This is a genomic window from Pedobacter sp. SAFR-022 (assembly GCF_051965375.1).
GTDB lineage: Bacteria > Bacteroidota > Bacteroidia > Sphingobacteriales > Sphingobacteriaceae > Pedobacter.
In genome coordinates, this window is record NZ_JBQCME010000001.1 from 241,508 (window position 1) to 264,007 (window position 22,500).

The following is a 22,500-nucleotide window of genomic DNA, read 5'->3' on the forward strand; positions in this document are numbered from 1 at the left end:
GAGCAGCAATCGGCGATTATAAAATACGCCGATTATCATTGACGAAACAGACACAATCGCACGGGTCGCAAAACGGGGCAGAGCGAAATAGTTGGTATGTATTGATGTGCTGGAGCACTGTAGATAAACGGGAAATTTCAAGCCAAACGCTACATTAAACATTTAAAAAGCCAAGCACAACCCTAAGGATCCTTTTTAGGGTATCGTGTACCCAATCCATCATTTCAGCTTTGGAAAAGGTATCATAATCGTGGTCATACGGAGCTTCAAACTCTTCCTGCATCACGTGTTTGTAGTATTCTGAGCTTAATGAATTGATCCGCTTAGTTATTTGCTCAGCAAGAAAGTCGGCTTCTACATTTTCCACCATAGTATTTTGATTATTGTACATTTTGTCATCGTTAAGGTAGTTAGTCGCCGACTTAACAATTATTGAGACCAGGTTTGGCTGTCCACAAAGTGATGGTAAATTTCAATCGACGGATCAGTTCGTCATACGTCAGTATGTCTACGATGTTTTTATATTTTCTTTTAATGACTTCGAAATCTTTTAACTGGTCCTGGGTCAGTGTATCGTCCCGGCCCATGATCAAAAGCCCACCCGGGTTCGTGAGTTTTACTTCAAATCCTAATGGAAGCCCGGTCAATTTTCTTGACAGATATTGTTCTCCATCCGGCCCCCAGCGGTTCAAATAATAAATATATTTCTCAATCTGCATGATGGTACCGGAAAGTTCACGATACGGGATGTGATTGTCCCGGTATCTCCCATGAGTTACGATCATGCTGTCTGTCGGTTTCTTGATCTCGATAATATCGGCATAGCCACCGCTATCGATCAAAAGCAAGTCAACTTGTAAATCAGTATGCCCTTTACGCTTCACAGGGACGCTTTTATAAACATGAATGTATTTTGGATAGATCAAGGTGATCATGGTTAGTATTTCTTCCTGCCATTGATGCTCGGTATACGTTTTTTGATGGGCCAGCATCATTTCTAGTTTATCAAGAATCAGTTGAAATTTATGAACTTCCTGATTTTTGACTAAGGGTGCCAAATCAGAAGGTTTTACTGTCCGCTGCTTATTCAGGTAATTTTCATATTTGGCTCTGTAATCCGGGATGTTGTCGACATAGTCCCTGATAATACCGGAGATAATCGATCCTTCATACAAGTCTTTTTGACGGGTGTTGGGGAATTTGCGAATTAAGTCCCACATGACTGGCTCAGGAATTGCATCTTCGGCATTCCCGCCGATCAGAATGTCACGTTGCATGTACTTCTCCATTCTGGCAAATACAGAAATATTTCTTGCTGATATGAAAAGCTTCGGATCAAATTTGTTGTCCTTGTGCATGAAGACGCTATGGTCAGTTGTGACTTTGCCTGGCTTAATGTGGTAGTAGTCATCAGTCAGATGTCCAAGAACAAATGCGATACTATCCTGGTCAAGTGGCTCATCGTCTTCGTCCGTTTCCATCCATTCATCATTATTCTCAATTGCTTTTTCGATTTTATTTTGCTCAGCTTCATCCAGCAAATCTTTGACTTTGAATAAGAATGTTTTTTTAAGTGCGAATTCGCCATCATCCCGAAGCTTGTCCCTAACCCATCCAGAATTATTGTCGGGGGTATATTTTAGGATCAATAAATCGTCAAATGGATAAATACGGATGGTCATAACTTTTGCCAAATATTTTTTGGTGAACAAACCTAGATAAACGCATTATTAAATGCCGCCAAAGCAGCCGTCTTGTAATGCTTCCGCTCAGCAACTTCCGGACCTCAGGTAGGCTAAGCTATGGCTAGTCTCTGGTAACATAGATGTTAAAAATTTTCCGATCGAATGATATTTTTTTGCCGTCGACTCTTAAACAAGGCTTGATTATCTATGATCTTTGCCAAGGAAAATTTTACCTCAAAAGCAAGGTTGACCTGTGTGCAGTGGTTCATATGCATCTATTTTTCAAATGCACTTTCCAGCCATCCGTCACTAGTAAAGCTGTAAATAAATCTCCCAACTTCAATTGTATTTTCATTAATCTTGCTTAACCGCCCTTTGTTCATGAACAAAAAGTCATCTACGCTACAGTTTTCATTATAATGCGTAATCAACAAGTTATAGAAATTTACGTTTCCGTTCTTTTTAGTATGCAAAGGGATGAACTCATTTCCAATAGCTTTTGGAATACCCAAAATTGCTTTTGCTTGATTGTTTACTTCCTCCATAGTATCAATATCATTAGCGTGATATCGTTGTGCCTCCTCTTTCATTCGAGTTACCATTTTTGGATTAAGGTCATTCAACCATTTAGTTGCAGAATTATCCCATCCCGTAGAAGCAAATGCCTTTAACATTCCTTTGTTAAACTGGAAATACAATCCTAATTGATCAGATTTAAAAACATTTTCACCATCATCTTTTAGCTCAATGACCGATTTGAGAAAACTAAAATCCAGGTTTTGCAAATCAATTCCTTCTTGTAAAATATCTTCTATGGCTAGGCTTGAATATTCAAAATCCCAATCGATCCTTTTTATTTCGCTTCGGACATCTGAGTACGATATTTTCGTTTGAGGACTTTTTGTCAAGACCATGACTAGCTGTTTTGACAGCGATTTAAATCCTAGACAACTGATTTTATCAGAATCAAATGTGTGAACGATCTTTACGTGATTGGCAGCAAACCCTAGACTTTCTATGCAGCTATTTATAGAACCATTACCCGGGATGTCGTTTATATCAATGAGTGTTTCATTGTCACATTTAAAGAAACAAGTCTTACTAGCTTTTTTATTGCCAAGAATATTATTAAACATTGCAGTAGAGCGTTTTTATGAAATTTTTGTTTAGTTGTGCTTTGCTTTTAAAGCTACGACTTTAAATAAGTTTAATCAAGACATGAAGTAGTCATTTGACCCCGGCATTGTTCATTGCGAATGGAATTGCATGTTTACTTGGAGCATATCGATAAAGTAACTTTGCTTATCAGTCTGGCAGAAACTTTGGTTTTAAATACTTAGTCGATCGATTCTGCCTTCAACAGGGAAGAATTTGTCCCAAGAAAAACAATAAGATTAAAAGGAAGCTATCCAAATGGTCGATCATGGACGTACCATAATGTACCGGTAGGTTGGAGAATTCATTTTTGAAAACGAACAAAAAGCAAGAGATCGAGCAGATTACTGCAGCTACCTAAATAACTGTTAGTAATCAGTTACAAGGCAAGTATCATTACAAACACATTGCGTTCGTAAATTAAATTATTGCATCCGACCTTAGATCTATTATCGAATTTTCATCTACCTGTGGGTCTTGGAATAATAAACAAGTACCAGGAGAATCTGTCTCAAAAAAGGAAGGGTTCTCCTTTGGACTAATGATTGACATTGCTTATTGTCAATAGGGTTGGACAATTATTCGAAGTGCTTACCTAGGTAGATAATGAGTTCAATCTAAAGATATTATTAAACACCATGGAGATAACTACGGCTAGGCGCCCAGAACAGAAATTGTTCTTATTAACTATTTGCGGTTGCTGATTGCCATTTTTTAGAGTCCAAGGATGTTTGCTGCTACCTGAATGCTGCAATAAGAACCAATTGATCAATAGAAGAAGAATACCTAATAGTAGGTATTTTAAACCTTTAAGGACTACTGTAACTTCAGCTTCAATAAGTTGAATTCAAAATCAATCTGTCCTCTGATTAATAAACCTCAAACTTTATCCCATGAAAACATTTAGACTTACACAACTAGTGTTTCTTATTCTACTTACCTCCTTTGTAAAAGCTCAGGACCGCGAAAATAAAAGTTTGCCAGCAGTTTCCCCTAAAATATTGTGGTCATTGACAAAAGCCACAGGATGGATTAAAGGGTCCGATGGACAATGGCTGAAAGGATCTAACAAAATACAACGACTTCGATTAAGTTCAGCGGATGTTGCCCGCTTCGAAACGGGGGTCAATATTACAGGACATGACAATTTTAAAGTTATTGAAGCACGCGAAATAAACGTCGAAGGAACTAGCCTTCTATTGATAACTAAAAAATTCATACCCGGAAAATGGGAATACCCCACTACCCAAAATGGGTTCCTTGCTACGCCAGTAATTTCATATGTAGTTATTAAGAAAAATAATGCTGAGTTAAAAACGGGTGAATTTTCCGAACCTGGCTTTGATATTCCCTTGTATTATTGGGGCACAGTTGAAGATTCGCCCAAATATTTGAGCGAAATTGCCGTTGACATCAATAAACAATGTGTTAAATATGATTGGATAAGTTCTTCTAAAGGTACTGACCGCTCCTTAAGTTTTTCTTACAATGAACTTCCAGACAAAACTAACTGTAGATTTATGCTAACCAGCTCCCAAGATGGCTTTAGTGAATCAGAATTTTTATTAAATCCAGCTGGCAGAGGATTTGACTTCAACTATAAGAATCTGAAAGATATATATTTTGAAGTACCAGTTTCATCAATGGCAGTGCTTGTTTCTCTGTTAAAACCAGCTAACGATAAATAAACATTTAATACATGACATGGACGTCACCATTTCGACTTAGGCATTTCCTTGACACTTACAAAGTGAATGTTTTTATTTATATATCCCTCAATCTTATCTCCTTTTGGGGTTAAGTAAGTAGCTTTTGCAAGATTAGAAACCGGGTCAAAGTAAGAAAGTTTCTCGAACATGGCTGGAACAATGGTGTTTCCTTTCACATCTATTAAACCTTGCTTATTAGCTATTTCTATCAAAATATTATCATTAACTATATTCTGATAGTAGGAAAAAGCTTCAAGATTAACCGAATTATTAGATCTGCTGTTTTTAGTACTTTTTATAATCAAAGGGTGAAGGGCCCCGCTACGATCTAATAACATCATACGTCCAGAATTGCGAACAAAGGCTACATTTCCTTGAAAGTCTTTGAATTCATTTTTTTTAGAATCCTTTACAGTATAGAAAATGGAACCAGTTTTATCCATAAAGGCATACGAAAAGTCACTTTTTTCTGCAGGGAATACAACCGATAAACCATTGTGAAAATTACCTGGCTGATTTCTAAACATGAAATCAATCACTGTTTTTCCTTTCTCGTCAATAAAACCCCACTTTATTTCCCCAAAGCTATTCTTTTGCGCAACTGCTGCCAGACCTTCGGAAAATGGTTGTGCCTGGATATAAATATTGTCAATAATCTTTTTACCGAATCTATTGTAGTATCCAAACAAGTCCTTCTTTCCCACACATAACCCGTTAACGAATTCAGCATAAATAACTGGGCCTGTTTGCACTGAAGGCCGGGCTTCAAAAAGTGCTTCCAGTCCACCATTCTCTCCCCTTACATTAGGCATAGCAGGCATTAAATGTTTATCGTAGATGAATACTGGGTCAATTGGGATTTTCCGATTTTGTCTTGAAATGAAGTAATTCCTACTGTCTTGACCTATCACGACAGCATATCCATCATCATCGAACGGAGAAGCCCATCGATATTCGTAATTAATAACCAACTTACCTAGGGTATCTACAAACCCTAATTTATATGATTTTGGATCTTGGACAATGCAGTAATTATTATCAAATCCTTCCACACAACGATCATCTCCGAAGCCTAAATTTGTAAATTTGAATGTCCCATATGGAATAACTTCTCGTCCAAACCTATCAATCATAGTTGATTGTTGCCCTCGGGAAATGATCGCAAAACCACCTTGATAGTTTGATATTTGGTCGGCTTCTAAACGAATATAGTTCAATAGCAATTGAGTAGCATTTTCTTGAGCGATGCCCACCATGCTACTAATAAGGAATAGTATAAAAAGACATTTTACTTTAGTTTTCATAAGCTTACAAGTTGCTTTATTTAAACATTGGATTGGCACATTAGAATTCTTAAAACAAGATTGAGATTAATAAGGTAAATCTACCCCACGCATCTTGCAAAAGTAATAGCTACTTCTAGCTATTCTTAGTCTCTAAAAGAATCAGATAGATTTCGTTTCGTCTCAAAAAAGGAAGCTTAAGCGCTCTCCTGTCATAATTGAGCGGCGTTATATCAATAGCATTATAGTATCCGACCTAAATTGAATGTATTTTCTTTAGTGTTAAGTTACTGTGATATAAGGATATCATGATATGTTTATATCTATATATCCAGCACGATCGGTGCCTTATTCAAAATCAAGATCGAGTCTCATAAAAAGAAGTAATAAGTATTCAATTACAACTAGGAACATAGTATAGCTAAGCCTTTTAAGCGCCAAATTTGCAGATGTAAGATCTTAAGAGACAGATATTAACTCCGTACAATAAGGTTGCTGTACCTCTGCAATTCGCACTTATTCTTAATTAGGACTTCGTTAAAGCTTTATACGGTACAATGCAGAATTATTGGCATCTCCAAAGGCACCAAATATAATGACATTATTATTGTCCTGGCGAACAATGCCTGCAATATTCGTCCCATCCATACCAAGTTTGAACGTTGGGGAAATATTCCCGTTTTTATCAAGGAGCTCTAAATATCTTTCACCTTGAGAAGCTGCCAAGGATTGATTACGACCGACAAGTATTTGATCATTTGAAGTGCCAATCATGGCACTTAAACCACCTGTGTAATTGTTGTTGTCTTTGAAAGCGACATCAATTAATCCGTCTGGATTAAATCTGGCTACTTGATGGTAGGCAGTAACGTTGTCTCTTTCATTCGGTATGAGGAACTTATCAAACAATCCGCCGACTACAATCTTCCCGTCGACCTGTTCAACCATATAGTTAATCGAACCAGCTACATCAATGGCACCTGGTCCAGAAAATATGCATTCTTGAACTTGTGCAAAGCTTTCATCAATTGCCAAATCGGCTGGATTAAACCTAGCAATTGAATTGGTAATTCGTGTCCCAGTAGTTAATCTAAAAGCGCCGGCTAAGTAAATTTTTCCAGACTTCGATTCAATTAAATCGAACAGGGCTGTATGATCATCTTGAATGCGGAAACCATTGTTTCGGTCATATTCACCTGATTCATTTAGACTGAAGAAGTGTGCTTCTCCAAAACCATTAGCAAAAGTGTTTGTGCCGAGAACAGCAATTCTTCCACCAGTTAGTTTTACAAGCTTATTGATTGACGTGATACGGGTAGTTGGAACATAGGACCTGTCTAATGACCCATCTGCATTAAGACGAATAAGGAATTTACTAACTCCATTAACTTTGAACGAGCCAGATATTAAAATTTTCCCTTGGGGAAGAGCAATCATATTTGTATTTGCAGGCAAATTATCTGACCAGGTTTTATCTTTATCGATATCAAACGTTGGATCAATTTCACCGTTCGGTTTCAACTTGTATACCATGAATTTTGTTTCGAACTGCGGACCAAAGCTTCCTATAACAAATATATTTTTGTTGTCATCAACACACGCGGCGAAGGCACTTCCTGTTACGGCCTTAGAAAATGCCGGATCGACTATTCCATTGTTTGTTGGATTGGTAACAACAGAATCTGTACCAGGCGTGATCGGATCTGATGGCTCTGGCACATCTTTCTTACCACATGATGCTATAACAAGGAAACAAAGTCCTGCGATAAATAGGTGTAGGTATTTTCTCATAACATTTCAGAGTATATTGTTGCCAAAAAAAAGACAAGCATTTAGTTCTCAACAATTTAAATTGAATTTAACTTTAAATCTGGAGAGTAATGCAAATAAATGAATCATGGGTAAAATGAGAAATACTGTAAAGTCTATTTGAATAAGACCGCGAAATTTAACGATGTTATGTGGCGACGCGACTCCTAAAAAAGGACATCCAGAGGTGTTAAAGACAGATATCAAACCCTGACTTGCTTTACATTAGAGGAACTTGTTGGAAATAGTCCCATATACCTATAATTCTAATTAGCAGTAACCTTATAGTAAGTTTGTCTCAAAAAACGAAGAAAAACCATATAAGAGACGTTTAAGGAAGCTGGATTGTATATGCCCTGAATGAAGCTTAAATAAGCAGCTAGAAATCATATATTGACTGCTTATTAAGTAATTCAAATATTTTATGGAAAAGCTAATCGAAGTGGCGGAGGATTTAAAGAGCAAGGTCGAGGTATTTCACGAAATCTTGGAAACAAATAGTAATCCCCACTTTCGAGGAACTCAGATATTCTTCTCACCATTGATAAAGAGACCAACCTTCCTTTTTATCGGTATTAATCCTGGAGCGGGTTATTTCAATGATCGTGATCAGAATGTCAAACGATTCTCCCCGTTACAAAACTTTGAATATCTCCACTATAATTATCAACTGGCAACAGAAACAAGGAAAGTGATGAAGTTGGCCGGCTTAACTAAGGAGTTAAAAACAGCAATGAAAATTAATTATTTTTTCTTCGCAACTAAGGATGAAAGTTCGCTGTATAAACTTTTGAACTCACAAAAAGACAAAAAAGTCTATTACCACTCGAGAGTCTGGGTGGAGAGGTTGATTGAGGCTATAGATCCAAAAATCATTATTTGTGAGGGAACGAGCGCATTCCATAGACTTACTGGAGTAAGCGCCCCCACTTCTAACTTGCCAGATGGTGTCTACGCTTCCATACTAAACGGGAGAGACATCGTGGGATATAGTAGGCTTCGCAGTTTCATTCGCAATAAGGAAGGACTTTCAGAGGTATTAAAAGAAAAATTTGGAAACCTGGTTGATTCACATGAGGGGGACTTATCGAAATAGTTCCATGGAACGTATACCTAAATTACCAGTAGCCTATGTACATTTGTCTGAAAAAACGAAGCTTAAACTTTAGGAATTAAGTATTAGCGGCGCTATTATAGTATTTAGACCGTTTTCCTTCTTCTCTTTTAGCTGTAAATTTAAAAAGCATACAAAGCTGCAGCTATTCAGAAAATTCAATATCATCTGTAAAAAGAAGATCTTTGAAAAAATCTTCAAAGATCTCAGTAGAATCTTTTGTGTCCTTGTCAAGCAAAAATATATAATCGTTTTTAAAGATCATCTTAAAGGATGATCTGACAATAATGTCCAAATCCCGACTCAAGATTACCTGATCTTCAGGTTTTAATTTTATGTTATCACCATGTACATAACTAGAACGGACGGAGTAAGCGCTTTTTATTCTTTTATAAGTCTCTTTTTTAGCAATCTTATCACCCTTTAGAAATAAAGCAACACGTTCCGATACCTGATGGGCTAATTCCGAATTGGAGGATGTGAATAGACATTCTAATATCGCGATGTAAAAAGCAATTTTCATTACAACAGTATCATTTCCTCGAACCATTTGCAGAAATAATGCTGCTCGCATCACTCGATTATGTTGATAGGGCACTACATTCAAATTGTTTACCGTTCTTCCATTAATTATTGGTTTTACTGTTGAAATTATCTTTGAGTTTTGTTTAGAGTACTTTTGATATTTACTTACTAGTAACGGCATTAAAGTTAGTCCTTTTATCATCTCCTCCTTAGTAAAACCAATTAAGTCGTGGCTACCCTTACTATCTGAATTAAACAAAGCTGTATGAGATTTTATAACGTTCTTATTAGGGAGTTCAATAAAAACGTTATCAATAAATGCGCTATTGTCTTTTTCGTACCAGAGACAATCAATACTCATTCGAAGGTATTTTGATATAACATTGGCTTTCTCTTCAATAGTATTATCCTCAGCTCCCTTTAGTATGCCTAATTCAGAGATATCATTATTAAAATATATAATATGACTGTTTAGTATGGTTTCAAATTGATTTAACCCAATTCTTGCAATGAAATTAACATTTGTACGCAAATAGTTTTTAATGTCTTCATCATTTGTTAGCATAAAGTCACCAATCATAAAGCTAGTGGCATCAAACAATTTAAAATTATTAATAGGCGCTACCAATAATACTCTCATTCTATAAATGTATGTAATTTCAAAATATCTTAATAGCTATTGAATTGGACATAGAGTACTTTATAAAAAGGAACCTTTAGCTTATTCATGCAAGCCTAAGGACTTTATTCCCCTCCCTTTCAAAACTACTTGGGCACTAGCGGATGAACAAATACTACCGGCGTTTTTATGAGGACTAGATGAGATTCTCAAACCGCCAAACAAATCAAACCACAACGGTGTCTATCAGTGTTATGAAATAATCAATGAAAGAAAATCTCAGAAAAGCAAAAACCGCACAGGACCTGCGCGGTTTCATTAGATTTTAGCTGCGGAGAGTGAGGGATTCGAACCCCCGGAGCTATTACACTCAACAGTTTTCAAGACTGCCGCAATCGACCACTCTGCCAACTCTCCGCCGCAAAAGTACAATTCCAAACCGAACCTACAAACCCGCTCCCACAAATCCAGCTATAAAAAATCCAGGTAAAAACCCATCTCAAAGAAAATCAGCCACTTCTAAAACAAAAAAAGCATAAATAGACAAGAGAATCTTACCACTCCTGTCCATTTATGCTCTCTGCAGCCCCGAAGGGGTTAAAAACCTACCCTTTCGTATCCGGCACGAAGTTCATCGACACAGAATTCACGCAATGCCTGGTGTTCTTCAAGGTAAAACCTTCACCAAGGAAAACGTGACCCAGGTGACCGCCACAGGCGGCACACACGATCTCCGTTCTTGAACCATCCGCATCCTGAATCCGCTTCACTGCACCCTCTATTTCGTCATCAAAACTTGGCCAGCCGCAATACGACTCGAACTTCGTTTCAGAGCGGTACAACGGCGCATTACACCTTTTGCAAGTATACGTACCCTTTTCTTTATTGTTCAGCAGTTCTCCAGTGCCTGGATACTCCGTGCCTTTGTGCACGATTACTGCTTCCTCTTCTTTGGTTAATTTATTCCAGTTACTCATATCTTTTTTCGTAGTTGTTGTGGGTACAGTTGCAGCTTTCGGTTGTTTCTGTGCGCAAGCGGTGATGCTGCTCATCAGCAGGAAACCTGCAAGTGTAAACATTAATTTCTTCAAGGTAGATTTCATATATAAATATACGAAGCAAAAACGTGCCATGGATTTCAGTCGCCGTAATCTTAATGTCAACAAAGCAAGGCTTTAAGCAAACAAAGAAGTCAAAGAGACATGCCATATATTGTCCGGCCGCAAAACCTTAAAAAACAAAAAACGAGACCTGCAGAAGCAAATCTCGTTCGTATTATGCAAGAAGTTCTTAATTACCTTTTCAAAGCTTCTGCCATTGCAGCACCGATCTCAGCAGGGCTTTCCACTACGCGGATGCCACATTCTGCCATGATCTTCATTTTAGCAGCAGCAGTATCATCTGCACCACCTACGATGGCACCAGCATGACCCATTCTACGACCTGCAGGAGCAGTTTGACCAGCGATGAAACCAACTACCGGTTTAGTACCGTTTTCTTTAATCCAACGCGCTGCTTCAGCTTCCATTCCACCACCGATCTCACCAATCATGATGATACCTTCAGTTTCAGGGTCGTTCATTAATAATTCAACAGCTTCTTTAGTTGTTGTTCCGATGATCGGGTCACCACCAATACCGATAGCGGTTGTGATACCTAAACCAGCCTTAACAACCTGATCAACTGCTTCGTAAGTTAAAGTTCCTGATTTAGAAACCACACCTACAGTACCTCTTTTGAAGATAAAACCTGGCATGATACCAATTTTAGCTTCATCAGCAGTAATGATACCTGGACAGTTTGGACCGATCAAACGGCAATCCCTGCCAGAGATATATTCTTTTACCTGAATCATATCCTTTGTTGGGATACCTTCAGTAATACAAACGATAACTTTAATACCAGCCTCTGCAGCTTCCATAATTGCATCAGCCGCAAAAGCAGGAGGTACAAAAATGATTGATACATTAGCACCAGCCTGATCAACAGCATCTTTAACCGTGTTAAAAACTGGCCTGTCTAAGTGAGTTTGTCCGCCTTTACCAGGAGTTACCCCGCCAACAACGTTAGTTCCGTATTCTATCATCTGAGAAGCATGATAAGTACCTTCATTTCCGGTAAAACCCTGAACTATAACTTTTGAATCCTTATTTACTAAAACACTCATGTATCTAATTTTTTTATTGGCAAATCTAAGTTAATTGAGATGGAATGTCAAATGCAATCCATACAATAATTGAAATGCCTGCAATATGGAATTGAAATGAGATAAATGCCCAGGAAAGGCATTTGAAAACGGATTGAAAAAAGAAACGGGGACAAGTCCGAAAACCTGCCCCCGTTAAATTAACGCTCTCGATACAAATGTAGAAAAAAGTTATTTAACCACAAATGTTTTCTAAAAAAAATTGAAAATAGTTCTCCCTTAGCAGCTAACTTACTCTGCTACAACGGTTAATGTTGTTACCTCTTTTTTCACCCTTACCCCGGTTACTTCGAGCATACTCATTACGGATCCTATTACATGGTCATCATCCTGTTTTTCCAGGCTCATATCTACATCATAGCCTTGAGCCGAAAAATAGACAATAATCCCCTTTTCCGTGGTATCCAACTTATTAAACGGTTCTTCTTTCTGAGTATCCGGATTTACCATGGTGCCAACAAGCTTCCCATCCTTCTTTTCGAAGCTCACTTTCATGTTCACATCGCCCTGCGGCGTACCCTTTACCAAGATGTCCCATTTGCCAACAAAAAAATCGGTGTTCGACTGTGCCTTGGCAGCAACAGAAATGATCATCAGAGCGAATACTCCAACAATAAGTGTAGCAAGTTTTTTCATAATCAGATTGTATTTGGTTTGGTTTATTTATTCCAAACTACATAATAATTCTGAATTGCAAGAAAATTATTTGATTCTTAACCCACGGCTTTTAGCCAGTCTTTCAGCCGCTTAAAGATGTCTTTCTTTAAGGGTTTAGGCTTGCCATCGTGCGTAATCCCATGTTCGAAATTGTAGCGCAGTTTTGCTGCATATTCGGCATAGGCGTTATCTTTTTCCAGTTGCTCAATAAAGGGCAGCGCATTATGGTTCAGGCAGGCATTCATAGAGATACTCTGGTACGCACTGCGCTTAACACCTGGCATGTTGTTGTTGATTTCCGGCTGACCGTTTTCCGCAAAATAATCCAGATGGAAAATCTCCTTATCCAGTTTCCGCAGCCTTTTGGTGCCCTTACGTTCATTGCGCCAGGGATGTTCTCCCGGTTTCAACTGATCCATCAGAAACTGCTTGTTCCAAAGTGTCACCTGGTGCGACATCAAAAAACCACTGGTCTTATTATTAACCCTGCTCACTTCGAAGCCGTTGATCGACAAACCGCTGGGCTGGGTACGGAAGACCTCCGAGGAGTTCAGCTTGACCTGCATCCATTTGTTTGACGTGGCTTTGCAGATCAGCGCATTGATGAATTCCAGATCCACGGGTTTATTCAACCACATGTCTTCCTGAAAATATAGGATGTATTCTTCTTCGATCTGCTCCAGCAATAAGCGAAGCCGATCGCTCCACTCCCCTTTTCCCGATCGGATGTTGGTAAAACCAGGAAGATCAACCTCGACCTCCTCTGTAGCGAAATAATAATGCAGGGGGATGTTGAAATCCCAGTTCGACCGGAAGAAGTAGTCAAATCCCTTAAACAGCAATTCGTATCTGTCGCAACTGTGAACCAGTAACGCGACTTTATGGCTGGCCATGCTTTCCATTATTTATGCGAAGATAAACTTTTAGTTTATTGTGTTAGGCGGAATAAATGTTAAAAGATATGTTAAATCATCAGGGTCAAGCAGTTCGGCAGGCTTATCCCCAAGCAACATTTAGCAAGCCCATCGTTAATAGGCCCTTAGATTACCCACTGAAAAGGCATCCAAACGTCCTCTATCCGCCCTTAATCCGGCATTGGCCGGGTCAAGGGCGTTTCGACCCCGGTTAGAGGCCGGGTTGAGGGCGGCTTAACCTAAAATCTGTTCTTTCACATGCTGATTTTCAATCAAGACTTGTACATAGCTTCATGGGAGCAACATTAATAGCACCAATTGACATTAACGCCAACTTGAGAAAAAGCTATGATGGCTTAACGTTCGCCTGGATTTTTGACGAAAAAGCTTATCTTGAGAGGCATTTTAACCTTCTTAAACGCTCCATCTTCATGAAAAAAATATTGCTGGTCTTTATGCTCTGCTGTTGTGCCCTGTCACTTTCAGCACAAGAAAAAACCTATAGGATCTCCGGTACGGTCATTGATAATCCGGAAGCTAAATTTGCATATCTGGTTTCGTTTTACAAAAGTGTTACCAGAACGCCGGTCCTGAATGGCCGCTTTGAGTTCAACCTGAAAAAAGACCGGGAACTCGACATGCGAGCTTTGATGATAAGAAAAGATTCTGTGATGACTTACGACATGTTCATGCAGCAGAAAAGCATTCAGGTCGACGATTCCAGAACCATATTAATTGATAATTTCGAAGTGGCGACAGGGAAAACCGTAGCGCATGCGGTTGTTAAAGGCAGTTCATTGAATAAGGATCTTGATGATATGTTCGCGACCATAAAATCCCATGCCTATGAGCAGTTCTTCGCCGATCATAACGACTCACCGGTATCCCTACTTTTTCTAAAATCCTTGGCTCAGATTGGCGGCGGAAGTTCCATGTTTGCGTCTTACGACTGCAAAAAGTATTACAGCTTGTTGTCCGATCGCTTAAAACAAAGTCCCGAGGGCCTGTTGCTGGCACAAAAAATAAATATGCCCAAATAGTACCGATCTTAATTTCCAGTAAATGACTCCAATTATTGAAACAGAACGACTGTACCTGCGGGAAATCTTACCGGAAGATTCCCCTGGCATGTTCGAGATGGACAGCGATCCAGAGGTTCATCGCTTTCTAGGCCGCAGTCCAGTGAAGACCTTAAACGAATCGCTTCAACACATCCACGATATCAGGCAGCAGTACCAGGATTTCGGTGTCGCCCGACTGGCAATCATCGAGAAGGAGACAGATCACTTTGTAGGTTGGGGAGGACTAAAGTTTATTACCGAGAGCATGAACGGTTTTCAGAACTTCCATGATCTGGGCTACCGCTTCATCAGACGCTACTGGGGAAAGGGCTATGCCAAGGAATCAACAAAAGGCGTGATCAAATATGCTTTCGAGGAACTTCAGCTACCAGTCATTTATGCGATTGCAGATCTGGAACATAGAGCATCAAGGAAGGTATTGGAAAGCAGCGGTTTTAGTTTCGTGAATTCCTTTGAATACGACGGAGATCCGCATGCCTGGTATACACTGCAAAATGCAACTTTGCCTAAATAACTTTAGCTGGGTAAGCCATTAACACTAAAATATGCAATCAAAAAAACAGCTATTTAACTTTGCTCCAACCATTCGCGGGATTATCATCTTCTATTGCATTATCTTTTTTGACTTGGGATTAGTACTTGCAAAGAATCGTAAGTCTCAAAACATCGTCTTCGCGGAAATATCTAATCACCTCTCGAACTTCGCAATTACTTCATTGATGGTCGCGCTACTCGCCTTTATTATGACCCTGCAAGGTGCAGCATTTAAGTTGGTAATCTGGCTTGGAATCATTGCAGTGCTAATGAACTTCATTGTCGAAGTTCTGATTAGTATTCTTAATACACCAGACATTATAGATGCCTATTATGGCTCTGCCGGTGCATTACTAACTGTTGTAGCCATGTATGGATTTTTTAAGGTGGGGATCCAGCAGCCAATAAAGAATTGAACAGAATAGCTCCCGCTAACCTGAAATATATTACTAAACATCAAAATTTCATATGGGCTTAAAAAGCTACTTTACAGACTCAGCAAAAGGTTATATTTTTTCTAATTTATTTGCTTTTGGGAGCATCGGGATTACGAGGCTATTTAATTCCAGTCCAGGTGTCCTGATCTACGCCGAATTTGTTATCGTACCTGTTTTAATGGGAATGATCTGTGCCTGGTACTGGAAAGATCATGATTACAAAACTAAAACGCTGGTTTCCCGTGCCATATTGAACGGGCTTCTTGCGATACTTTTAAGTGTTATTTTCCTTGGTGAGGGGATGATATGCCTGCTCATTGTATCCCCATTAATCTTCGGCTTTCTCCTAACGGGCCTATTCACAGGTAAAGCAATGTTTAAGCGTCGTCGAAAACACCTGAATGTGAGTGTCGTCTCACTATTGGTGGTACTTTTCATTGTAGACTCGGTGTCCGAACACCATTATGAAAGTCTGGTATCGGATGTTATTATTGTTAATGCGCCGCCTGAAAAGGTGTGGGAACATGTCGTGGCTTTCGACAAAATAGAGCAAGAGGAAAACTTCTGGCTATTTAAAGCTGGGATGCCTAGCCCAGTCGCCGCAACTGTTGATGGACACTATGAAGGTGCAGGACGCAAATGTATCTTCAGCAACGGCTACGTATTTGACGAGATCATGGTAACCTACAAACCAGCAAAAGAATTAACCTTTGACATCATCAAACAGCCAAAAGATCCGGAAATTATGGGACATATCGATATTCAACGTGGCCAGTTTCTCTTACAAGATAATGGTGACGGAACGACTACGCTCGTTGGTAACAGCTGGTACAGGCTCTATGTATTTCCAATCTGGTATTATGATCTATGGGCAGAGCGCATCACCCGGAATGTTCATTTGCGTGTAATGCAGCATATCAAACTTCTTAGTGAAAGCAAATAACGTATTTGAATTCGTTGTGCAGAACCTGGGATTCTTAAAACACATTCCAGGATTGCCGCACATTTTTGATGGCTACCTAAGGTTGTGGACCTACTGCCGTCATGCGGACCTATTGGACTATTTTGATCATTTGGAAGATGAATTCCTGAGCTGGGATAACACCAGCGTAAGCATACATAAATATGGTGGATTGCAGTTTAACGTTGGTGACCGGGAGGTTGGACATCTGCATAGCAATGGCTTACTAGATGTAGCGTTGAATAGACAGGTCAAGGAGATGTTGAGCGTGGAGGGTAGAGTGAATGATCATCACCTATTCAAGAAGTCAGGTTGGATCAGTTTCTATATGCGTTCCCACGATGATGAAGCCTACGCAATCAAATTGCTACAGTTGGGTTATGCTTTGAAAAATCGAACAGTCAGCAGTTAGTGGCCGGCGCTTACGAATTACTTATCGACCGGTCCAGGTGCACATAGCCCCCATCCACATAGATCAGTTGACCGGTGGTATGGCTAGACCTGTCTGACAACAGGAATATTGCCGTATTCGCAATCTCTTCAGCTGTGGTCATGCGATGCCCTAAAGGAATCTTGCTGGTTATGGATTGCAGTTTCTCCTCGGGGTTCGGCAGGGTATTGATCCAGATCTGGTACAGTGGTGTAAAACACTCCGCTACGATCACTGCATTCACCCGGATACCGTAGGGCAATAGCTCTACCGCCCATTCGCGTGTCAGTGCGTTCCTGGCACCATTTGCCGCAGCATAGGCCGAAGTACCGCCCTGTCCGGTGTCTGCCACCTTTGAACTGATGTTCACAATGGCGCCTTTGGACGCTTTCAAAGCTGGCAATGCTTCTTGTGCCATCAGGTAATAATGAATCACATTTTTATGTAGGCTGTCTACAAAGCCCTGATAGCTGCCATGCTCCAGCCCTACCCCATCATTTGCACCGGCATTGTTGATCAAGCCATCAATCCTTTCAAAACGCTCCAGCACCTGCTGTATGGCACTGGAACACTGTGCAGGATCGCTCAGCTCAGCTTCCACTTGCATGGCGTTGTAGCCCACCTTTTGCAGCTCGTCCAGGAGTACCAGATTGTCAGCAGCTTTTCGGCCCACGATCACCGGGATTGCACCTTCTGCAGCCAGTGCTTTTACAATACCTGCGCCAATGCCCTTTGCACCGCCGGTTACGATTACGACTTTATCTTTCAGGTTCAGTTCCATATTTTCTTGATGCTAATATTGGTTTAACGCATGTTGATGTTGTAGAAGCGGATGGCATTCTTTGCCCAGAAAAGCTCACGCTCCGCTGCTGTAAAGTTTGCTGTATAGTTTTCCAGTATCTCCATTACCTCGCCAAAGGTTGCGGCAAGGCGGCACACCGGCCAGTCAGAGCCATACAAGACCCGCTCAATGCCGAAGCAGTCGAAGATGGTGTCAATGTAAGGCTTGAGGTCTTCGAATTTCCAGCGGGTCAGATCGGCTTCGGTAACCATACCGGATACCTTGCAGTAGACGTTTTCATGGGCGGCGAGCGCCTTGATGTCTGCCACCCAATCTTCAAATTGCCGCAGCCGGATGTTCGGCTTGCCGAGGTGGTTCAGTACAAAACGCTGACCGGGAAAGGCGGCGACCAGCGCTTCGGCATATTTCAGCTGATCGGGTAAGACCAGCAGATCAAAGGTGTATCCGTAAGCTTGTAACTTCGCAATGCCCGCCTGAAAGTCCGGCCGCAGCATCAGCGAGCGGTCTGGATCGCTCTGCAACATCGAACGGAAGCCCTTCAACTTGGGGTATTGCTGATAAGCGCGCAGCTGCGCTTCCAGATCAGGCGCCTGCATATCCACCCAGCCGACCACCGCCTTGATGAAAGGATGCTTTTCTGCATTCTCCAGCTGGAAGCGGTTCTCCTCCGGGCTCTGATCCGATTGCACCACCACCGTTCCCTGGAAATCATAATGCTCCAGTATCGGCTGCAGGTGTTCCGGCAAAAAGTCCTCCTGCAGGATCGCCATATCGTTATTGATCCAGGCGTCCCTTACCGGATTGTATTGCCAGAAATGCTGATGTGCATCAATCTTCAACATCAATTTTTATGCTTTAGTATATGCTTTCACGTGTTGCTTAGAAACACCCAGATTGTCAATACCAAGTTCCACGACATCGCCAGGCTTCAGGTAGATCGGTGGTTTGAAACCCAGCCCCACACCAGCCGGTGTACCTGTAGAAATCACATCACCGGGAAGCAGGGTCATGAACTGGCTCACATAAGACACCACATTCGGTACGTTGAAAATGAAGTCGCTGGTGTTCCCGTCCTGCATGGTTTCGCCGTTTACCTTAAGCCATAGGCGCAGTTTATCTACGTCACCGACTTCGTCCGGGGTAGCCAGGAAGGGCCCCATCGGCGCAAAGGTATCGCAGCCCTTACCTTTATCCCAGGTACCGCCTCTTTCGATCTGGAACTCCCGTTCGGAAACATCGTTGTGCAGTGCATACCCGGCTACATAGTCCAGCGCTTCGGATTCTTCGACATACGATGCTTTTTTACCGATCACAACGGCTAATTCTACTTCCCAGTCTGTCTTTAGGGAGTTTTTAGGAATGATGATGTCGTCATTCGGACCGACCATAGCGGTGGTTGACTTCATGAAGATGATCGGCTCTGCAGGGATATTTGCATTGGTTTCCCGGGCATGATCCACATAGTTCAGTCCGATACATACGATTTTCGAAGGTCTGGCAATTGGTGAACCCAGTCGCTCGTCCTTGTTGATCTGCTCCAGCTTACCTTCATTGTCTTTAAGGAATTGCGCCAATTGCTCCAGCCCGTCATTCACAAAAAATGCTTCATTGTAGTCCAGGCCCATGGCTGAGGTATCGTACCAGTTCTCGCCGATGATTACACCTGTTTTCTCGCTGCCTTCAGCGCCCCATCTGATTAATTTCATAGTGTTTATGCTTTAAATACCGCAGCAGGAATATCCTGCCAGCAGCATTTGGGTTTTCTGTTTTAGGTTGATATTTAGTTGTTCAGTTTTACAAAGCCGCCATCCAGTGGATAGTCGTTGCCGGTAATGAAACCTGCTTCGTCTGCGCAAAGGAAAAGTGCCAGGTTCGCCACTTCGGCTGGCTCGCCCATGCGGCCGATCGGCTGGCTTTTGGATAGTTTCTCAAATACTTCGCTTTCCTTGCCGGGATAGTTCTTCGCAATGAAGCCATCCACAAATGGCGTGTGTACCCTTGCCGGGGAGATGCTGTTGCAACGGATGTTGTGTGCAAGGTAGTCTCGGGCCACGGAGAGTGTCATGGCATAGATCGCACCTTTGCTCATGGAATACGCAAAGCGGTCTGTGATCCCCACCAGGGCCGCAATAGAGGCGATGTTCAGGATCACGCCTTTGCCCTTTTGCTTCATCAAAGGAATTGCCGCATGCAGGCAGTTGTAAGCCCCCCGCACATTCACGTCAAATACCCTGGTAAAATCTTCTTCTGTGGTGGATTCTGCAGTACCCACATGAGCGATACCGGCATTGTTCACCAGGATGTCTACTTCGCCGATCTTGTTGAATACCTCCAGTACCTGTTCTTGCACCGCAACATTGCAGCTGTGTCCTACAGCAACACCTGCTTCGCCGATCTCCGCGATGGTTGTTCCGGCAGCATCTTCATTTAATTCGATGATATGCACGGTTGCACCTTGCTTTGCAAATAGGGTCGCAATGGCTTTTCCAATGCCGCTTCCGCCGCCGGTAATTACGGCCGATTTTCCTTCTAAACTATACATGTTGTTTGATTTGTATTTTGATAGCCTTTTTCAAGGTGATAAGTTTTAATGACGTTTTTATCTATAAGGATACACCTCTTTTCCAGGGGATGAAATCGTCCTGGTTCAGCAGTACCGCCTTGGGAATAATCTCGCCACTTGCTGCTTTAATGCAATATTCCAGGATCTCTTCGCCCATTTGTTGAATGGTCTTTTCTGCACGGATAACCGGACCGGTATCAATATCAATGATATCGCCCATCCGGTCTGCAAGTGCCGTGTTCGTCGCCACCTTGATCACCGGGCAAACGGGGTTTCCCGTTGGGGTACCCAGTCCTGTGGTGAACAGGATCAGCGTTGCACCACTGGCAGCTTTCCCTGTTGTAGCCTCCACATCATTGCCGGGCGTACAAACCAGGCTGAGTCCTGGCAGTTTTGCAGGTTCGGTATAATCGAGCACATCCACTACCGGTGAAGTGCCACCCTTCTTTGCTGCACCGGTACTTTTAATGGCATCCGTGATCAGGCCATCCTTAATGTTCCCAGGTGAGGGATTCATGTAAAAACCCGAGCCTACGGCATGGGCCTGGGCATCATATTCCCGCATCAGGCGGATGAACTTGTTTGCGGTGGCTTCGTCTACACAACGGTCGATCAGGTTCTGCTCTGCACCACACAACTCCGGGAATTCCGCCAGCAGCACTTTAGCGCCTAGGGCGACCAGCATATCAGCTGCATAACCAACGGCAGGGTTTGCAGAGATCCCGCTGAAGCCATCACTGCCACCACATTTCACGCCGACACACAAAGCGCTTAGTGGCGCAGGTTGGCGCTCCTGCTGATTGATCTCCTGCAGGCCTTTGAACGTGTGTAGAATCGCTTCCTTGATCAGTCGCTCTTCACTTTTGCTCTGCTGCTGTTCAAAGATCAGCACTGGCTTATCGAAGTTCGGATTGCGGCGCTTCAGGTCCGCCAGGAAACCGGAGGTTTGCAGGTGCTGACAACCGAGGCTCAGCACAGTAATACCGCCCACATTCGGATGATCGGCATAGGCGGCCAGTAAATTGCTCAGCAGCTCCGCATCTTGCCGCGTGCCACCACAGCCGCCCTGATGATTCAGGAACTTGATGCCATCAACGTTTTTGAAGACCCTGTTCTTGGAAGGATGTGCCAGGGGCTGCAGGTCCAGCAGGTGATCATCCAAGGGTGTTCCTGCTTCATAAGCCTCCAGCAGTTGCCTGCTGAAGGAACGGTATTTGTCGGTAACGGTGTACCCTAAAGTATTATGGAGCGATTCTTTGATCACGTCCAGGTTCCGGTTCTCACAGAAAACGGTTGGGATAAACAGCCAGTAATTGGCGGTCCCTACACGTCCATCATTACGGGCATAACCGTTGAAGGTACGGTGTTCAAACGCGGAAACATCCGGCGCCTGCCACTGGTAATCTACCTCCCGGTAAGCATAATCCTGCGAGGCATGCCTGGTGTTCTCCGTGCTCATCAATCCTCCTTTTGGAATAAAACAGATGGCTTTACCGACGAGTACGCCGTACATGATCACTTCATCGCCCGGCAGCATATCCTGCATAAAGATCTTGTGTTTGGCCGGTACATCTTCCTGTACCACCAGCACCTGGCCCTCAAACTCCAGTGTTGTGCCTTCGGCTAAATCCGACAGGGCAACAAGCACATTGTCTTTAGGATCTATTTTAAGGTAATTCATAGCTTTACAATTCAAATATCTTGTTCATCAGCATCCATTTTTCTCCAGGCTTCACCCCTGGTAAAGCCTGCTGGTAGTTCCACATCAGCCTTTCCCAGTCCTGCACCTTTTCGTTTGCTGCATCCATCGCTGCTTTGCGCTCCGGACTGTAGCTGTCATCCACTTCCATGAGCATCATCAGCCGGTTGGCATAGCGGTAGATCTCCAGTTTGGTAATGCCGGCATCCTTAATGCTGGCGACGATCTCCGGCCAGATCTGGCGGTGGTATTCTTCATAGGCTTTGATCAATGCCGGATCGTCCTTAAGATCCAACGCGAAACAGTATTTATTCAT

Annotated in this window: 23 protein-coding genes and 1 tRNA gene; 7 read left to right on the forward strand and 17 right to left on the reverse strand. The window is 42.0% G+C overall.

Translation table 11 applies throughout. The features are described from left to right. Positions 1-154: 154 nt before the first annotated feature. The 3 genes from ACTHQF_RS01080 to ACTHQF_RS01090 form a co-directional block, all read right to left on the reverse strand. A complete protein-coding gene (locus ACTHQF_RS01080) occupies positions 155-391 on the reverse strand; it encodes a hypothetical protein (RefSeq protein ID WP_440427973.1) in 237 nt (78 codons plus the stop codon). A gap of 31 nt (positions 392-422) precedes the next feature. After that, the gene (locus tag ACTHQF_RS01085; RefSeq protein WP_440427975.1) at positions 423-1,682 is read right to left on the reverse strand and encodes a Shedu immune nuclease family protein; all 1,260 of its coding nucleotides are present in this window, start codon (positions 1,680-1,682) and stop codon (positions 423-425) included. A 278-nt stretch (positions 1,683-1,960) separates the two neighbouring features. Next, complete coding sequence (locus ACTHQF_RS01090; RefSeq protein WP_440427977.1) at positions 1,961-2,821, reverse strand: hypothetical protein; 861 nt, start codon at positions 2,819-2,821, stop codon at positions 1,961-1,963. Between the two features lie 912 nt (positions 2,822-3,733). Between ACTHQF_RS01090 and ACTHQF_RS01095 the strand changes: the two genes are divergently transcribed. Then, positions 3,734-4,528, forward strand: coding sequence for a hypothetical protein (locus ACTHQF_RS01095; protein ID WP_440427979.1), 795 nt, complete (start codon positions 3,734-3,736; stop codon positions 4,526-4,528). A gap of 23 nt (positions 4,529-4,551) precedes the next feature. On the opposite strand, the gene ACTHQF_RS01100 is transcribed toward ACTHQF_RS01095, so the two are convergent. After that, entirely contained in the window at positions 4,552-5,853 is a 1,302-nt protein-coding gene (locus ACTHQF_RS01100; protein ID WP_440427981.1) for a WG repeat-containing protein, read from the reverse strand. Positions 5,854-6,369: 516 nt separating this feature from the next. Then, entirely contained in the window at positions 6,370-7,623 is a 1,254-nt protein-coding gene (locus ACTHQF_RS01105; RefSeq protein WP_440427983.1) for a delta-60 repeat domain-containing protein, read from the reverse strand. 442 nt (positions 7,624-8,065) lie between these two features. On the opposite strand from ACTHQF_RS01105, the gene ACTHQF_RS01110 reads away from it, so the two are divergent. After that, complete coding sequence (locus ACTHQF_RS01110; RefSeq protein WP_440427985.1) at positions 8,066-8,737, forward strand: hypothetical protein; 672 nt, start codon at positions 8,066-8,068, stop codon at positions 8,735-8,737. A 163-nt stretch (positions 8,738-8,900) separates the two neighbouring features. On the opposite strand, the gene ACTHQF_RS01115 is transcribed toward ACTHQF_RS01110, so the two are convergent. The 6 genes from ACTHQF_RS01115 to ACTHQF_RS01140 all read right to left on the reverse strand — a co-directional run bounded on the left by ACTHQF_RS01115 (position 8,901) and on the right by ACTHQF_RS01140 (position 13,664). Then, entirely contained in the window at positions 8,901-9,920 is a 1,020-nt protein-coding gene (locus ACTHQF_RS01115; RefSeq protein ID WP_440427986.1) for a hypothetical protein, read from the reverse strand. A 311-nt stretch (positions 9,921-10,231) separates the two neighbouring features. After that, positions 10,232-10,316, reverse strand: a tRNA-Ser gene (locus ACTHQF_RS01120). Positions 10,317-10,504: 188 nt separating this feature from the next. Further along, positions 10,505-11,002, reverse strand: a complete 498-nt coding sequence (locus tag ACTHQF_RS01125; protein ID WP_440427988.1) for a methionine-R-sulfoxide reductase — start codon at positions 11,000-11,002, stop codon at positions 10,505-10,507. Between the two features lie 191 nt (positions 11,003-11,193). Further along, complete coding sequence (gene sucD / locus ACTHQF_RS01130) at positions 11,194-12,066, reverse strand: succinate--CoA ligase subunit alpha (protein ID WP_440427990.1); 873 nt, start codon at positions 12,064-12,066, stop codon at positions 11,194-11,196. A 270-nt stretch (positions 12,067-12,336) separates the two neighbouring features. Further along, positions 12,337-12,741: a hypothetical protein gene (locus ACTHQF_RS01135; protein WP_440427992.1), complete on the reverse strand. Its 405-nt coding sequence runs from the start codon at positions 12,739-12,741 to the stop codon at positions 12,337-12,339. A gap of 77 nt (positions 12,742-12,818) precedes the next feature. Further along, complete coding sequence (locus tag ACTHQF_RS01140) at positions 12,819-13,664, reverse strand: hypothetical protein (RefSeq protein ID WP_440427994.1); 846 nt, start codon at positions 13,662-13,664, stop codon at positions 12,819-12,821. A 443-nt stretch (positions 13,665-14,107) separates the two neighbouring features. On the opposite strand from ACTHQF_RS01140, the gene ACTHQF_RS01145 reads away from it, so the two are divergent. From ACTHQF_RS01145 to ACTHQF_RS01165, 5 genes are all read left to right on the forward strand, one after another. Beyond that, on the forward strand, positions 14,108-14,716 hold the full coding sequence (locus tag ACTHQF_RS01145) for a DUF4369 domain-containing protein (protein WP_440427996.1): 609 nt from the start codon (positions 14,108-14,110) through the stop codon (positions 14,714-14,716). A 22-nt stretch (positions 14,717-14,738) separates the two neighbouring features. Further along, entirely contained in the window at positions 14,739-15,272 is a 534-nt protein-coding gene (locus ACTHQF_RS01150; protein ID WP_440427998.1) for a GNAT family N-acetyltransferase, read from the forward strand. Positions 15,273-15,303: 31 nt separating this feature from the next. Further along, positions 15,304-15,708 carry a hypothetical protein gene (locus ACTHQF_RS01155; RefSeq protein ID WP_440428000.1) on the forward strand — a complete coding sequence of 135 codons (405 nt, stop codon included), beginning with the start codon at positions 15,304-15,306 and terminating at the stop codon, positions 15,706-15,708. A 199-nt stretch (positions 15,709-15,907) separates the two neighbouring features. After that, positions 15,908-16,672: an SRPBCC family protein gene (locus tag ACTHQF_RS01160; protein ID WP_440428001.1), complete on the forward strand. Its 765-nt coding sequence runs from the start codon at positions 15,908-15,910 to the stop codon at positions 16,670-16,672. Continuing rightward, on the forward strand, positions 16,659-17,102 hold the full coding sequence (locus tag ACTHQF_RS01165; protein ID WP_440428003.1) for a luciferase domain-containing protein: 444 nt from the start codon (positions 16,659-16,661) through the stop codon (positions 17,100-17,102). The genes ACTHQF_RS01160 and ACTHQF_RS01165 overlap by 14 nt, the downstream gene beginning before the upstream one ends. Positions 17,103-17,112: 10 nt before the next feature. Here the strand turns inward: ACTHQF_RS01165 and ACTHQF_RS01170 are convergent, their stop codons facing one another. The 6 genes from ACTHQF_RS01170 to ACTHQF_RS01195 all read right to left on the reverse strand — a co-directional run bounded on the left by ACTHQF_RS01170 (position 17,113) and on the right by ACTHQF_RS01195 (position 22,500). Further along, positions 17,113-17,901 carry an SDR family oxidoreductase gene (locus ACTHQF_RS01170; RefSeq protein WP_440428005.1) on the reverse strand — a complete coding sequence of 263 codons (789 nt, stop codon included), beginning with the start codon at positions 17,899-17,901 and terminating at the stop codon, positions 17,113-17,115. A 23-nt stretch (positions 17,902-17,924) separates the two neighbouring features. Beyond that, the gene (locus tag ACTHQF_RS01175; RefSeq protein ID WP_440428007.1) at positions 17,925-18,764 is read right to left on the reverse strand and encodes an amidohydrolase family protein; all 840 of its coding nucleotides are present in this window, start codon (positions 18,762-18,764) and stop codon (positions 17,925-17,927) included. Between the two features lie 6 nt (positions 18,765-18,770). After that, positions 18,771-19,628, reverse strand: coding sequence for a fumarylacetoacetate hydrolase family protein (locus ACTHQF_RS01180; protein ID WP_440428009.1), 858 nt, complete (start codon positions 19,626-19,628; stop codon positions 18,771-18,773). A 74-nt stretch (positions 19,629-19,702) separates the two neighbouring features. Continuing rightward, the gene (locus tag ACTHQF_RS01185) at positions 19,703-20,464 is read right to left on the reverse strand and encodes an SDR family NAD(P)-dependent oxidoreductase (protein ID WP_440428010.1); all 762 of its coding nucleotides are present in this window, start codon (positions 20,462-20,464) and stop codon (positions 19,703-19,705) included. Between the two features lie 61 nt (positions 20,465-20,525). Then, a complete protein-coding gene (locus ACTHQF_RS01190) occupies positions 20,526-22,166 on the reverse strand; it encodes a UxaA family hydrolase (RefSeq protein ID WP_440428012.1) in 1,641 nt (546 codons plus the stop codon). A gap of 4 nt (positions 22,167-22,170) precedes the next feature. Then, positions 22,171-22,500 (reverse strand): L-rhamnose mutarotase, encoded by a 330-nt coding sequence (locus ACTHQF_RS01195; protein WP_440428014.1) that lies wholly within the window; start codon positions 22,498-22,500, stop codon positions 22,171-22,173.

What these genes read in the sequence shown, in the direction of transcription:
- ACTHQF_RS01160 (WP_440428001.1), top strand. Translation starts at nt 15,908, where the DNA reads ATGGGAATGATCTGTGCCTGGTACTGGAAAGATCATGATTACAAAACT.
- ACTHQF_RS01095 (WP_440427979.1), top strand. Translation starts at nt 3,734, where the DNA reads ATGAAAACATTTAGACTTACACAACTAGTGTTTCTTATTCTACTTACC.
- ACTHQF_RS01115 (WP_440427986.1), bottom strand. Translation starts at nt 9,920, where the DNA reads ATGAGAGTATTATTGGTAGCGCCTATTAATAATTTTAAATTGTTTGAT.
- ACTHQF_RS01170 (WP_440428005.1), bottom strand. Translation starts at nt 17,901, where the DNA reads ATGGAACTGAACCTGAAAGATAAAGTCGTAATCGTAACCGGCGGTGCA.
- ACTHQF_RS01080 (WP_440427973.1), bottom strand. Translation starts at nt 391, where the DNA reads ATGTACAATAATCAAAATACTATGGTGGAAAATGTAGAAGCCGACTTT.
- ACTHQF_RS01140 (WP_440427994.1), bottom strand. Translation starts at nt 13,664, where the DNA reads ATGGAAAGCATGGCCAGCCATAAAGTCGCGTTACTGGTTCACAGTTGC.
- ACTHQF_RS01145 (WP_440427996.1), top strand. Translation starts at nt 14,108, where the DNA reads ATGAAAAAAATATTGCTGGTCTTTATGCTCTGCTGTTGTGCCCTGTCA.
- sucD (WP_440427990.1), bottom strand. Translation starts at nt 12,066, where the DNA reads ATGAGTGTTTTAGTAAATAAGGATTCAAAAGTTATAGTTCAGGGTTTT.
- ACTHQF_RS01185 (WP_440428010.1), bottom strand. Translation starts at nt 20,464, where the DNA reads ATGTATAGTTTAGAAGGAAAATCGGCCGTAATTACCGGCGGCGGAAGC.
- ACTHQF_RS01155 (WP_440428000.1), top strand. Translation starts at nt 15,304, where the DNA reads ATGCAATCAAAAAAACAGCTATTTAACTTTGCTCCAACCATTCGCGGG.
- ACTHQF_RS01110 (WP_440427985.1), top strand. Translation starts at nt 8,066, where the DNA reads ATGGAAAAGCTAATCGAAGTGGCGGAGGATTTAAAGAGCAAGGTCGAG.
- ACTHQF_RS01180 (WP_440428009.1), bottom strand. Translation starts at nt 19,628, where the DNA reads ATGAAATTAATCAGATGGGGCGCTGAAGGCAGCGAGAAAACAGGTGTA.
- ACTHQF_RS01100 (WP_440427981.1), bottom strand. Translation starts at nt 5,853, where the DNA reads ATGAAAACTAAAGTAAAATGTCTTTTTATACTATTCCTTATTAGTAGC.
- ACTHQF_RS01090 (WP_440427977.1), bottom strand. Translation starts at nt 2,821, where the DNA reads ATGTTTAATAATATTCTTGGCAATAAAAAAGCTAGTAAGACTTGTTTC.
- ACTHQF_RS01085 (WP_440427975.1), bottom strand. Translation starts at nt 1,682, where the DNA reads ATGACCATCCGTATTTATCCATTTGACGATTTATTGATCCTAAAATAT.
- ACTHQF_RS01125 (WP_440427988.1), bottom strand. Translation starts at nt 11,002, where the DNA reads ATGAAATCTACCTTGAAGAAATTAATGTTTACACTTGCAGGTTTCCTG.
- ACTHQF_RS01190 (WP_440428012.1), bottom strand. Translation starts at nt 22,166, where the DNA reads ATGAATTACCTTAAAATAGATCCTAAAGACAATGTGCTTGTTGCCCTG.
- ACTHQF_RS01105 (WP_440427983.1), bottom strand. Translation starts at nt 7,623, where the DNA reads ATGAGAAAATACCTACACCTATTTATCGCAGGACTTTGTTTCCTTGTT.
- ACTHQF_RS01150 (WP_440427998.1), top strand. Translation starts at nt 14,739, where the DNA reads ATGACTCCAATTATTGAAACAGAACGACTGTACCTGCGGGAAATCTTA.
- ACTHQF_RS01135 (WP_440427992.1), bottom strand. Translation starts at nt 12,741, where the DNA reads ATGAAAAAACTTGCTACACTTATTGTTGGAGTATTCGCTCTGATGATC.
- ACTHQF_RS01175 (WP_440428007.1), bottom strand. Translation starts at nt 18,764, where the DNA reads ATGTTGAAGATTGATGCACATCAGCATTTCTGGCAATACAATCCGGTA.
- ACTHQF_RS01195 (WP_440428014.1), bottom strand. Translation starts at nt 22,500, where the DNA reads ATGAATAAATACTGTTTCGCGTTGGATCTTAAGGACGATCCGGCATTG.